Genomic DNA, 13,020 nt, shown 5'->3' on the forward strand with positions numbered 1-13,020 from the left:
ACCATTGAGGTAAAATGTATGAAGCATCCCCGCCTGCAACTGAACAAGCGCACTTTCTGGTGCGGTGTGGCCGTGCTGGTTTTGCTGCGCTGCGGCCTGACCGGCTTCCAGCAGGCGTATACCTGGGTGGGCGGCGCACCGTTGGATGACGAGCTGATGTTCCGCGCGGCGCAGGCCATCACGGCGGGGGAGTGGCTGGGGGTTTACGATTATCTGACCCTCTCCAAGGCCATGTTCTTTCCGGTATGGCTGGCGCTGCTGCATGTGCTGCACCTGCCGTATCTGGTCAGCGGGGCAGCACTGTGGTGCGCAGCTTCGCTGCTGGCGGCCTTTGCCTTTGCGCCGCTGTGGCGTAACGCCGAGCCGGGCTGCGGCCGCGTGCTGACGCTGGGGCTGTTTGGGGCGCTGGCGTTTTTGCCCTCCGGTTGGGCGGCCTACACGCTGCGCGTTTACCGGGACAACATCTTCCCGGCACTGTGCCTCGTTTTCTTTGCGGGCATGGCGGGCATGGCCCTGCGGGCCGTGTTTTACACTGCGAAACAAAAGCCGCTGTGGCCCTGGCTGCTGGCGGCGGGCGTGGGGCTGGCTTGTGCCTATCTCGACCGTGAGGACGCGGGGATGTTCCTGCTGCCCTTTGCCGGGGCGGCGACCATCATCGTGCTGGTGGTGCTGGTTGGCAAGCGCCGGTGGCTCTGCTGCGCGGCGCAGGCTATCCCGTATGCCGTGCTGGCAGCGGGGGTGCTGACCTTCTGCGGGCTCAATTACAGCCACTACGGCGTGTTTGCCCTGTCGGATTTTTCCGAAGGCTCCTTTGCTGCCGCCATGGGCGCGATGATGCGGGTGGATACCGACAGCGACGCGCCCTACTTGTCGGTGCCTGCCGATGCCCGCGCCAAAATTTACGAAGCTGTGCCCGAGCTGGAACCCCTGGCCTACTGGCTGGAGGAGGACGCCCAGATGGAGAACGACTTCCGCGACCCCGGCCTGAACGACTACCGCGCGGGCAGCTTCTATTGGGCTATCCGCCGCGCCGCCCAGTTTGAGGGCATCTACGACAGCGCCCAGACCGCCGATGCTTACTGGCAGAACGTGGCCGATAAGATCAACGCCGCCTGTGACGCGGGCACCCTGCCCAGCCGCACCGGCAAGCGGGTTGCCACCAGCCAGCCCATCAAGGCCGAGTACGTGGGCGCGACCCTGGCCGAGACCTGGAAGGGCTTTTGGCATGTGCTGGGCTTTAAGGATTGCCAGCCCTATGAAAACCTACGGTCCATCGGCACCACCGATGATATTGCCGCCTGGTCCGGCTACCTGCACTGCGGTTTCAACAATGCCGCTGTGGCGGGGGAGGATACCCCCTATTACAGCCCCTACCAGAAGGCTGTGTTTGCAGTGATGCAGGCATGGACCGCCGTGTACAGCGTGGTGCTGACGGTCTGCGTGCTGTGCGCGGTGCTGTTCCGGTTGATACATCTTTTTACGAATCTGCGAAAAAAACACACGGCCGAAACGGTGGTTCCGTGGCTGCTGCTGTTCGGCATCTTCGGCATTGCACTGCTGCGCTGTGCTATGATCGCTTTTGTGGAGGTGTCCAGCTTCGGCATCGGCACCAGCACGATGTATCTGGCTACCGTGCCCCCGCTGCTGGCGGTGTACGCGTTTACCGGGCTGTTTTTGTACGGACGGCCCATTGGGAAAAAGAGAAAGGATAACGCATGACGGATCTATTGGTCATCGGCGGAGGCGCCGCAGGCCTGATGGCGGCGGGCGCGGCCTGCGCCAAGGGCCTGACAGTGACGGTGCTGGAGCACAACCCCAAAGGCCCGGGGCAGAAGCTGCTCATTACTGGCAAGGGCCGCTGCAACGTCACCAGCGACAGCGACGTGCGGGAGTTTTTGCCCTACGTGCGGCATAACGGGCGGTTCTTGTATTCCAGCCTGTACGCCTTCCCGCCGGCCTCGGCCATGCAGCTGTTTGAGGAACTGGGCGTGCCGCTGAAGACCGAGCGCGGCCGCCGGGTCTTTCCCCAAAGCGACCGCGCCGCCGATGTGCTGGCGGCCCTGCGGGACTATGCCCGGAATGCAGAATTTGTGCGCGGCAGCGCTAAAAAGCTGCTGTTAGAGGATGGCGTCTGCAAGGGCGCTGTCACCGACCGGGGCGAGACACTGCGGGCAGAGAACACCCTCATCGCCACCGGCGGCATCAGCTACCCGGCCACCGGCAGCGACGGTAGCGGCTACAAGCTGGCGCGGCAGGCGGGGCATACCATCGTGACGCCGCAGCCCAGTTTGTGCAGCCTCATCAGCCCGGACCCGGCCTGCCGCCGCATGATGGGTCTGGCCCTGCGCAACGTGCGGCTGACCCTGCTGTGCGACGGCAAGGAGCTGTTCACCGAGCAGGGCGAAGCGCTGTTTACTCATTTTGGCTTGTCCGGGCCGCTGGTGCTCTCGGCCAGTACCTATATTGAGGATATAGCGAAGCACCGTTATATCTGCGAGCTTGACTTAAAGCCCGCGCTGGATGAAAAGACGCTGTACGACCGCCTGACCCGCGATTTTGCCGAGCAGGGCGCCCACAGCGTCCAGGGTGCGCTGGCCAAGCTGCTGCCCAACTCGATGCGGCCGGTGGCGGTGGAAAAGTGGGGCGTCGACCCCGCGACCCGCGCCGCGCAAATTACAAAGGAGCAGAAGCAGGCGCTGGTGCAGCTGTGCAAGCATTGGCAGGTGCCGGTCACGGCCCTGGGCGACAAGGAGCACGCCGTGGTCACCGCCGGCGGCGTGGACGTGAAGGAAGTGGCCCCCAAGACCATGGCCAGCAAGCTGTGCAGTGGGCTGTACTTTGCCGGCGAGGTGCTGGACGTGGACGCCCGCACCGGCGGGTACAATTTGCAGATCGCCTGGTCCACCGCGCAGGCAGCGGTAAGGGCGATGTGAGGTGCGGGGCGTCGAGGACGCCGCCCCCTACAAATTGCCCTGAGGTGGATGTAGGGGCCGATGCAAGCATTGCCCCCTGCATAGGACGGTTGATAAAAAGATTTTATTTATAAAAGGTGATAAAAATGATCTCTGTAGCAATTGATGGGCCCTCCGGGGCGGGAAAATCCAGCCTGGCGAAACGGCTGGCGAAAGATCTCGGCTACGTCTATGTGGATACCGGCGCTATGTACCGTTCCATCGGCCTGTACGCCGTGCGCGCCGGGGTCGACCCCAAGGACGAAGCCGCTGTAACGGCGCTGCTGCCCCAAATCAAGCTGGCCATCCGCCTGGTGGACGGCGCCCAGCACATCTACCTCAACGGCGAGGACGTCAGCGACGCCATCCGCGCCGAGAACATCGGCATGGCGGCCTCCGCTGTGTCGGCCCATCCGCCGGTGCGCGCCTTTCTGCTGGACACCCAGCGCGGGCTGGCTGCGGACCAGAACATCCTGATGGATGGCCGGGACATCGGCACCGTGGTGCTGCCCAACGCTACCGTGAAAATTTTCCTCACCGCCAGCGCCGAGGCCCGCGCCGAGCGCCGCCGCAAGGAACTGGAAGAAAAAGGCCAGCCTGCCGACTTCGCCACCGTGCTGGCCGACATCCGGCAGCGCGACTACCAGGATACCCACCGGGCCATCGCCCCGCTGAAGCAGGCCGACGATGCCATCCTGGTGGACACCAGCGACATCGGCTTTGACGAAAGCTTCGAGCTGCTCAAGCGCACGATTCTTGCACATATTTAAGGGGGACGCGCTATGCTGTTGTATTGGATCCTGCTGCCCATCGTCTGGGTGCTGGCGCACATCGTGTTCCGCATCCAGGTCATCGGCCGCGAAAACCTGAAAGCCGTCCGGGATGGCCGTGCCTACGTCATTGCGCCCAACCATATCGCCAACCTGGACCCTGTGCTCATCGCCATTACGATTTTTGACTGGAAGCGCCTGCGCATCCTGGCCAAAGAGGAACTGTTCAAAAATCCGTTGGCTGGGTGGTTCCTGCGCTGCATGGGCGCGGTGTCCATCGAGCGCGGCAAGGGCGACACCGTCACGCTGGAAAAAATTACGAACGAGTGCAAAAACGGCACCGGCGTCATGATCTTCCCCGAGGGCACCCGTACCAAGACCGGTAAATTGGGCATGATCAAGAGCGGCGCGTTCGTCATTGCTGCCGCAGCCGGAGCCGATATGCTGCCGGTGCGCATCATCTACGGCACCAAAGACGGGCGGCTGCATCTCTTCTGCAAGGTGCGCATCGTCTTTGGCGAGGCTATCCCCGCCGCTGACCTGCAGATCAAGGACCAGAGCCACAAGATCGCCGAACTGCGCTGCATGAAGAACCGCCTGAAGGACGAGCTGGAAGCCCTGCTGAAAGCCAACGCTTTTGACGTGCAGGCAGCCGAGACCGTTGAGGCCGACAATCCCACCCCCAAGGCTGCCGAAAAGGCGAAGCCTGCCGGGGAGCCAAAGCCCGCCGCACTGCCCGCCGAGGCCGCACAGCCCGCCGAAAAGCCCGCACTGCCCGAAGCAACAGAGGGAGAGACCCAGGGCGCATAACCTGAAAAATGAGGTATAACGATGAATATTATCCGTGCCAAGACCGCGGGGTTCTGCTTTGGCGTGGACCGCGCAGTCAAGCTGACCTATGACCTGCTGGCCGACGGCCACAAAGTGGCCACCCTCGGCCCGCTGATCCACAACCCCCAGGTGGTGGAGGATCTGGAGGCCAAAGGCGCCCTGACCTGCCCCGATGTGGCCAGCGTGCCCGATGGGTATGAGGTCATCATCCGCAGCCACGGCGTGCCCCAGACGGTCTACGACGAAATAAGCACACGCCGCCTGGCGTATCACGACGCCACCTGCCCGTTCGTAGCAAAAATCCATAAAATTGCTATGAGGGCAGACGAAAATCATGCACTTTTGTTGGTTGCTGGCGATGCCAGCCACCCTGAAGTACAGGGGATTGTCGGACATACAAAGGGAAAAGTGAAGGTTTTCGCCAATCTGGAAGAACTGGAGAAAATGCTCCCGGAACTTTTGCAACAAAAATCTATCTATGTGGTGGCGCAGACGACTTTCCGTGTGGAAAGCTGGGAAAAGTGCAAGGAATTTTTAAAAAAACAGTGTACAAAAGCCGAAATTTTTGATACAATATGTAATGCAACGTGGGCGAGGCAACAGGAAGCGGAAGACCTCAGCCAAAAATGCGATCATATGGTCGTCATTGGTGGTCATCATTCTTCCAATACCCAAAAGCTTTTACAGGTCGCTGCACGGCATGCTGTAGCCATCAACGTCGAGACTGCTGATGAACTCGACCCGGCATGGCTGAAAGATGCTGTGACAGTGGGCGTAACGGCCGGGGCTTCAACGCCTTCGTCTATAATTGAGGAGGTACTTAACAGTATGAGTGAAGAGATCCGTGACGACATGAGCTTTGAGGAGATGCTCGCTGCATCCGAAGCAAAGCCCCTGTACGCAGGTAAAATCGTAAAAGCCAAGGTCATCAGCGTTTCCCCGACGGAGTGTGTCGTCGGTATCGATGGTTCCAAGCACACCGGTGTTGTCACCCTGCGCGAGATGAGCCATGACCCCAACGCTAAGATGGAAGACCTTGTTAAGGTAGACGACGATCTGGATCTGGTCGTTATCAAGACCAACGACCAGGAAGGCGTCGATACCCTTTCCCGCGTCCGTTTCGAGGCCCAGAAGGGTATGAAGGACGTTTCCGAGGCTGCTGAGAACGGCACCGTTATGGAAGGTGACGTTATGGAAGCCAACAAGGGCGGCGTTGTTGTCAATGTCAAGGGCGTTCGCGTCTTTGTTCCCCGCTCTCAGGCTACCATGCGCCGCGACGAGGATTACACCAAGCTGGTTGGTCAGCACGTTCAGCTGGTCATCACCGAGTGCGCTGGCCGCAAGATCGTCGGCTCCATCAACAAGGTCACTGCTGAGGCCAACAAGGCTAAGCGTGAGGAGTTCTGGGCTAACGTCGAGGTCGGCAAGCAGTACAAGGGCGTTGTTAAGAGCCTGACCTCTTACGGCGCTTTCGTGGATGTCGGCGGCGTTGACGGCCTGTGCCACATCAGCGAGCTGAGCTGGTCCAACATCAAGCATCCCTCTGAGGTTGTCAGTGTTGGCGACGAGATCGAAGTCTACGTCAAGAGCTACGATCCCGAGAACCAGAAGGTCTCCCTGGGCTACAAGAAGGAAGAGGACAACCCCTGGGTCAAGCTGGAGAATGAGGTCCCCGTCGGCACCGAGTTCACCGCTCCCGTCGTTTCCATCACCAAGTTTGGTGCTTTCGTCCGCATCATGCCCGGTATCGATGGCCTGGTTCACATCAGCGAGATCAGCAATGAGCGCGTGAATAAGGTTTCTGACGTGCTGAAGGTTGGCGACGAAGTCCGCGTTAAGCTGACGGCTGTCGACTTCGACCGCAAGCGCATCAGCCTGTCCATGAAGGCTTGCCTCGACGAGGCCGAGGATGCTGAATAATCTGTAAGCAACCGTTAAGGGGCCTGCCTGTAGTAACAGGCAGGCCCCTTTTTTAGTATTAGGCAATCACCCTCAACTGTAGGGGCGGATGCTTGCATCCGCCCGCGGGACCACTTAGCGGGCAAAACGATGCCCGCCAGCCAGCGATGCTGGCCCGCTCGTGCGGTTCAATGCCCCACTGGGGCATTGATCGCTGCGCGACCCCGCAATGCGAGCATCGACCCCTACAAGCGAAAGGGCAAAACGGGAGCCGTCATGCAAAAAATCAAAGATCTTATCAACAAATATTACGAGGGCTTGGCCTACCTGTTCTTTGGCGGGCTGGCAACACTGCTGAACCTGGTGGTCTTTGCTGTATTCCAGGCGGCACTGGGCACGGCCTTTGCCACCGGTATCGGCAATATCCTGGATAACGTCATCTGCATCCTCTTTGCCTATTGGACGAACCGTACCTTTGTGTTCAAAAGCCAGAACACCGGTAAAGCGGCCTGGGCGGAGTTCGGGCAGTTTGTATCCTGCCGCATCGCCACCATGGTCATGGACCAGGTCATTATCTGGGCGGGCGTCAGCCTGCTGGGCCCCCACGTCGGCTTTGCTGTGGCCAATGCCAAGCTGTGGGCGATGGGCGTCAAGCTGTTCAGCCAGGTGATCGTGATTTTGTCCAACTACATTTTCAGCAAGGTGCTGATTTTTAAAAAGAAGTAAAATTTACACCCGAAGGAGCAGATCATGCTTGTTTTTAAGGTGGAAAAATTTGCGCTGCATCATCCGTTATTGACCCACGAGGCAAAACGGCTGGTACATAAAAAGTTACGACCCAAAAAGGAGGCATCCCCTATGAAACAGAAAGTGCGCGGCCATGCGTTCCGTCTGGTTGGTTTGATCCTTGGCATCATTGGCGCTACCGTCAGCATTACGTCCATCGTCTTTGCAGCGCTGGGCCTGCACCAGGCCCGCCTGTGCAAACATTGCGATAAGGGGGAAAATTTCCGTTGAAGTACACGAAAGAAGAAATGCTCGGCAAGGTGGACCACACCCTGCTGAAACCCGAGGCCACCTGGCCCCAGATCCAGACCCTGTGCGATGAGGCCATCGCCAACCATTGTGCATCCGTCTGCATTAACACCTGCTATGTCGCCAAGGCGGCCGAGTACATGGCGGGCCGCGTGCCGGTCTGCTGCGTGGTCGGCTTCCCTCTGGGCGCTATGGACACCAAGAGCAAAGCTTTTGAAGCTAAGACTGCTGTGGAAAACGGCGCGTCCGAGGTGGACATGGTCATCAACATCGGCTGGCTGAAAAACAAGCAGTACGATGACGTGCGCAATGATATTGCTGCCGTCAAGGCTGCCGTCGGTGACAAGGTGCTGAAGGTCATTATCGAGACCTGCCTGCTGACCGAGGAAGAGAAAATCAAGATGTGCGACATCGTGCCCGAGGCCGGTGCTGATTTCATCAAGACTTCCACCGGCTTCTCCACCGGCGGTGCAACCTTCCATGACATCGAGCTGTTCGCCGAGCATGTCAAGGGCCGCTGCAAGATCAAGGCCGCCGGCGGCATCTCCACCGTCGAGGACATCGAGAAGTTCCTCGACCTCGGCGCCGATCGCCTGGGCACCTCCCGTGCTGTCAAACTGCTGACCTCCGGTGAGGCGGGCAGCGGGTACTAATTACGGGGGATTTGTTCCTTTCTTGAAAGAAAGGAACCGAAAGAACTTTTAATACAATAATAAAACACCCTTTGTCTGGCGGCATAGCTGGACAGGGGGTGTTTTGTTATGGCAATACCGCACAATTCTAAGTGCCGATACGGCGAGCGAGGTGCGGCAGCTGCTAAGCCAAAAGCGCAGATAATACTTTGTGTATTATCGAGCATTTTGGCAACGCAGATGCTGTGCCGCAGCCGCCGAAGCGGTGCTTAAGCCGTAAGGCGGGAATTGTGTGGTGCTGCCTTATAGCATACGCGCTGCATCTAGGGCATACAGTCCCCCAAGGGGGGAATTGCATATGCAGGCATCACCAATCGTACTTACAACTTTGGCCGGATTGTCAACAGGTTTGGGCGGCGCATTGGCCGTGATGGCAAAACCCAGCGAAACTATGCTTGCCGTCAGTGCAGGCTTCGCCGGTGGCGTAATGCTTACCGCGTCGCTGGCGGATCTGATGCCCGAAGCACTGGAATTTTACAGCGGCTATCTGCAGCCGCTTCCCTGTGGGGGAGCAATCGTAACGCTGTTGGCCTTGGGTATGCTCACCGCCGGATTGCTGGGCCGCCTGCTGCCCGAGGAAACTGAACTGGCCTCAAAATACGGCCAGAACACCGCTCGCACCAAAGCTATGCGCACGGCATTGATAACCGGCACGGCCTTGCTGCTGCATAACTTCCCGGAGGGGGTGCTGACCCTCTTTGCCGGAACAGCTGACCCCGCCCTCGGCCTGCGCACAGCCCTGGCCATTGCCCTGCACAATATCCCCGAAGGTCTGGCAGTGGCGGTGCCCTTTGCCTATGCCACCAACAGCCGGGCCAAAGGCGCACTGGCGGCACTGGTCTCCGGTCTGGCCGAACCGGCGGGCGCCCTGGTGGCGCTGTTTTTGTTCCGCAGCCTGTTCACACCCGGATTTTTGACCGGCACGATGGTGCTGGTGGCAGGCATTATGATCTGGGTCGCCCTGGCCCAACTGCTGCCCACGGCCTTCGCCCCGGCCCACCGCCTGCCCGGCATTTTAGGTGCCGCCGCCGGCTGCCTGCTCATGCTCCTGGGCATTGCGGCTTTGCCGTAAATGTGCTATACTATACTCTGTATTCATATCGGAAAGGGAGGGCGGCACAGATGAAACAGACAAAACAAAAACTGGCGCTGGCCCTGGTCTTTTCGGCCCTCCTCCTCACCGGGTGCAGCAGCTACGGGGATGTGGAGACCCTGCTGCGGGCACCGCAGTTGTCGGGGGAGAGCAGCGCACTGCAAAAGGCGCTGAACAGCTACCTGGGCGGCAGCGCTACCCTAAAATACCCGGCCAGCGGTGATTTCTTGTCGCCCTTTGCCTTTGGCGATTGGGACGGTGACGGTGAGGACGAAGCCGCTGTGCTGTATACTGCCGACACCACCGGCTCCAATGTCTGCCTGGCTGTGCTGGAACCCAGCGGCGAAGACAGCTGGCGGGTCAGCCGCACGGTGGAAGGCCTGTCCAGCGAAGTAGAAAACTTCAACACTGCCAACCTGAAAAACGCCGAGTCCCAACAGCTGGTCGTCGGCTACAGCAGCGCCCAGGGTGACAGCTATTGCGTGGTGTATCAATATGATGGGGAGAACATCACCACCGTCATCAGCCAGAGCTACACCCAACTGCTGCTGGCCGACCTGACCGGCAAGAAGGACACTACCGACCTGGTGCTGGCCCTGCCGGAAAATGAGATGGGCGGCGTGACCCTGCAACTGCTGACCAATGTGGACGGCGAGTTCCGCTCCATCCAGACATTGGCGCTGGGCGCGGGCAGCTACAACGGATGCGCGGCCCTGCACGCGGGCACTGGCCGGGATGATGCCGCCTACCTGGTGATGGATGCCTGGGCCGACGGCAACGCGATGGTATCGGACATTATCCTGTATGATGCCGAGTCCGGCTCGCTGCAGCCGTACCATCCGCCGGGCCTGAGCGACCCCCAGCGCAGCACGCTGCGCTACCACACTGAGCTGCTGAGCCGCGACATCGACGGCAACGGCACCGTGGACATCCCGGCGGAGATCGATGACGGCGGCGACCTGCAGACCCCGGTGGACAAGCGGCTGGTGTTTTTGCTGTGGAAGGACTACGCCAACAACAGCGGCGGCAACAGCCTGTTCGGCGTGTATGACAGCAAGGAAAACTTCTTTATGGCATTGCCGGAATCGATGCACGGCAGCATCATGATCCGGGGCAACCAGAGCAGCACCGGCTGGCTGATCTGCAACCGCGAGGGTACCGTTGTGTACTGTGAGATGCGCGTGGTGGACCTAGACGAGCCGGAAAGCATCGAGTACGAGCGCATCGCCACCATCGGCAGCCAGCAGCTGCAGGCCCGCATGGTGACAAGCTACTACGGTTTGAGCATGGACTATATCAAGAGCAATACCGTGCTGTTGGGCACGGCGTAAAGAAAGGATAGGCTATGAAACGAGTTCTGGTCGTAGAAGACGAAGCGAGCATCCGCGAAATGGTCGCCCTGAACCTGAAAATGGCCGGCTGGGAGGTCGTGGAGGCCCCCAGTGCTGAGCGCGCCCTAGAACTGATGCACCATGGCGAGGAGTGCGACGCCGCCCTGCTGGACATTATGCTGCCCGGAATGGACGGTTTGAGTCTGTGCGAGACGATCCGCCGCGAGAACAACGAGATCGGCATCATTATCGTGTCGGCCAAAGGGCAGGAGAGCGATAAGATCCGCGGGCTGTCCATCGGTGCGGACGATTACATTACCAAGCCCTTCTCGGTGTCGGAGCTGGTGGCCCGGCTGGAAGCATTGACCCGCCGCATCAAGCGGGGCGGCGTGCCCGCCAAACCCGCCGAGGAGCAGGAGCAACTCATCAGCGGCCCCTTTGTGCTGGATGAAAAGAGCCGCATGCTGTACAAAAACGGCACGGCCATCGACCTGACTCAGGTGGAGTTCCAGATCATGGAGCTGTTCTTCCGCAACCCCGGTACAGCGCTGGTGCGGGAGAAGATTTTGGAAGGCGTATGGGGCAAGAATTATTTCGGCGATGTGAAGATCGTGGATGTGAACATCCGCCGCCTGCGCATGAAGATCGAGGACGAACCCAGCAGCCCCCAGCACATTTTAACCGTGTGGGGGTATGGATACCGGTGGAATGCGTAAATGAGCGAATGGCCCCCTCTGGGAGGGGGGGCTCCCGCGAAGCGGGTGGGGGAGAGAGCCTAAGATTTGACGACATCTGAATGTTTGTCTCTCCCACAGTCAGCTTCGCTGACACCGCTTACGCGGCCAGGCTCCTCTGTCGCTTCGCGACATCTCCCCACACTGTGGGGAGTCACCCTCACAGAGGGAGCCTTAGAAGCGAGCGATAACATAGAACAGGAAAGGAGGAACCCTCAATGGCGGCAGCCGGCATTACCAAGCGGTGGGTGCGGGGCAGCCTGCTGATCACCGTGCTGGTGATCCTGGCGGCTGAAGTGATGTTCCTCTATACCGATTATCGGGAACTGTACGGCAGCGTGCAGCGTGCGGCGGAGAGCCGCTTTTCCACCATTGCGGGCCGCTTGCAGGCCACCGGCACGGCGGGCGACGCCAACGAGACCTCCGAGAGCCGCGGCCAGGCCCTGCGCCGCACCGTCGAGCAGTTCGACGAAAAGGACAAGTTCGAGTTTATGCTGCTGGACGCCCAGGGGGTCATCCTGGCCACCAGCAGCGGCACCATGACACGCGACCTGACCGACGGCACCGACTTTCTGTCGGCTCAGACTTCCGCCAGCGGCAAAGGGCACGACATCTTCACCACGCCCCAGGGCGAACGGGTGATGGCTGTGACCGAGCTGGTGCCCTACGCGGCCGGCAATGTGGCGGCCATGCGCCTTGTCACCAGCCTGACGCTGGTGGACCGCCAGTGGTGGAACACCGTTACCGCCGCCACCGGCGTGGGTGTGCTGGTGCTGGTGTTCACGATTTGGAGCGGGCTGTTTTTTGTGCGCTCCATCGTGCGGCCGCTGGGAGAAATTGAAGCAACAGCGACAAAAATTGCAAAAGGCGATTTGCAGGTGCGTCTGCCGGACAACCGGTATAATGACGAGGTGGGCCGCCTGTGCAAGACCATCAACCAGATGGCCGAGGACCTGGCCGAGACCGAGCGGCTGAAGAATGAGTTCATCTCCTCGGTCAGCCATGAGCTGCGCACCCCGCTGACCTCTATCAAAGGCTGGGTCGAGACCATCCGCAACATCGACGACCCCACGGATAAGAACTACCAGCGCGGGCTTTCGGTCATCGGTACCGAGACCGACCGCCTGTACACGATGGTGGAAGAACTGCTGGATTTCTCCCGTTTGCAGAACGGCATCAAACTGAACTGCCAGGTGTTGGACCTGGTGGCCGAGGCCACCGACGCGGCCCTGTTTGTGGAGGCCCGCATCCGGCAGGAGGGGCTGCACTTCGTCTACGAGGAACCGCCCGACCCCTACCCGGTGTGGGCGGACCCGGCGCGGCTGCACCAGGTGTTCATCAACATCCTGGACAACGCCATCAAATACTCCGAGTCGGACGGAACCATCTTCCTCACGCTGACCCGGCGGGGGGATTTGGTCACGGCGGCGGTGCGCGACCAGGGCCGCGGCATTGCACCCGACGACCTGGAAAAGGTCAAACAGAAATTTTTCAAAGCCAAAAACTCGGTGCGGGGCTCCGGCATCGGTCTGGCAGTGGTGGATGAGATCATCTCCGCACTGGGCGGGCGCGTGGATATTGCCTCCACCCTGGGGCAGGGGACCACGGTCAGCATCACGCTGCCGGTCTACCACCCCGGGCAGGAACACCTGCACGAGAAAATATAATGTTATACCGTATAAAA

General features: G+C 60.1%; 12 protein-coding genes. All 12 read left to right on the forward strand.

Annotated elements, in window-relative coordinates; all coding sequences use genetic code 11:
* Positions 1-18 precede the first annotated feature (18 nt).
* Entirely contained in the window at positions 19-1,719 is a 1,701-nt protein-coding gene (locus OGM81_06840; protein UYJ44822.1) for a hypothetical protein, read from the forward strand.
* The gene (locus tag OGM81_06845; protein UYJ44823.1) at positions 1,716-2,933 is read left to right on the forward strand and encodes an NAD(P)/FAD-dependent oxidoreductase; all 1,218 of its coding nucleotides are present in this window, start codon (positions 1,716-1,718) and stop codon (positions 2,931-2,933) included. The genes OGM81_06840 and OGM81_06845 overlap by 4 nt, the downstream gene beginning before the upstream one ends.
* A 125-nt stretch (positions 2,934-3,058) precedes the next feature.
* The gene (cmk, locus tag OGM81_06850) at positions 3,059-3,721 is read left to right on the forward strand and encodes a (d)CMP kinase (protein ID UYJ44824.1); all 663 of its coding nucleotides are present in this window, start codon (positions 3,059-3,061) and stop codon (positions 3,719-3,721) included.
* A 12-nt stretch (positions 3,722-3,733) separates the two neighbouring features.
* Positions 3,734-4,531: a 1-acyl-sn-glycerol-3-phosphate acyltransferase gene (locus OGM81_06855; GenBank protein UYJ44825.1), complete on the forward strand. Its 798-nt coding sequence runs from the start codon at positions 3,734-3,736 to the stop codon at positions 4,529-4,531.
* 21 nt (positions 4,532-4,552) lie between these two features.
* Positions 4,553-6,472 carry a bifunctional 4-hydroxy-3-methylbut-2-enyl diphosphate reductase/30S ribosomal protein S1 gene (locus tag OGM81_06860; GenBank protein UYJ44826.1) on the forward strand — a complete coding sequence of 640 codons (1,920 nt, stop codon included), beginning with the start codon at positions 4,553-4,555 and terminating at the stop codon, positions 6,470-6,472.
* A gap of 255 nt (positions 6,473-6,727) precedes the next feature.
* Positions 6,728-7,177: a GtrA family protein gene (locus OGM81_06865; protein ID UYJ44827.1), complete on the forward strand. Its 450-nt coding sequence runs from the start codon at positions 6,728-6,730 to the stop codon at positions 7,175-7,177.
* A 132-nt stretch (positions 7,178-7,309) separates the two neighbouring features.
* On the forward strand, positions 7,310-7,468 hold the full coding sequence (locus tag OGM81_06870; GenBank protein ID UYJ44828.1) for a hypothetical protein: 159 nt from the start codon (positions 7,310-7,312) through the stop codon (positions 7,466-7,468).
* Positions 7,469-7,485: 17 nt separating this feature from the next.
* Positions 7,486-8,139, forward strand: a complete 654-nt coding sequence (gene deoC / locus OGM81_06875) for a deoxyribose-phosphate aldolase (GenBank protein UYJ44982.1) — start codon at positions 7,486-7,488, stop codon at positions 8,137-8,139.
* A gap of 337 nt (positions 8,140-8,476) precedes the next feature.
* A complete protein-coding gene (locus OGM81_06880; GenBank protein UYJ44829.1) occupies positions 8,477-9,250 on the forward strand; it encodes a ZIP family metal transporter in 774 nt (257 codons plus the stop codon).
* Between the two features lie 50 nt (positions 9,251-9,300).
* Positions 9,301-10,602, forward strand: coding sequence for a hypothetical protein (locus tag OGM81_06885; protein ID UYJ44830.1), 1,302 nt, complete (start codon positions 9,301-9,303; stop codon positions 10,600-10,602).
* 14 nt (positions 10,603-10,616) lie between these two features.
* On the forward strand, positions 10,617-11,318 hold the full coding sequence (locus tag OGM81_06890; protein UYJ44831.1) for a response regulator transcription factor: 702 nt from the start codon (positions 10,617-10,619) through the stop codon (positions 11,316-11,318).
* A 236-nt stretch (positions 11,319-11,554) separates the two neighbouring features.
* A complete protein-coding gene (locus OGM81_06895) occupies positions 11,555-13,003 on the forward strand; it encodes a HAMP domain-containing histidine kinase (GenBank protein ID UYJ44832.1) in 1,449 nt (482 codons plus the stop codon).
* Positions 13,004-13,020: the final 17 nt, after the last annotated feature.

The sequence above is a fragment of the Oscillospiraceae bacterium genome (genome assembly GCA_025758045.1).
GTDB lineage: Bacteria > Bacillota > Clostridia > Oscillospirales > Ruminococcaceae > Gemmiger.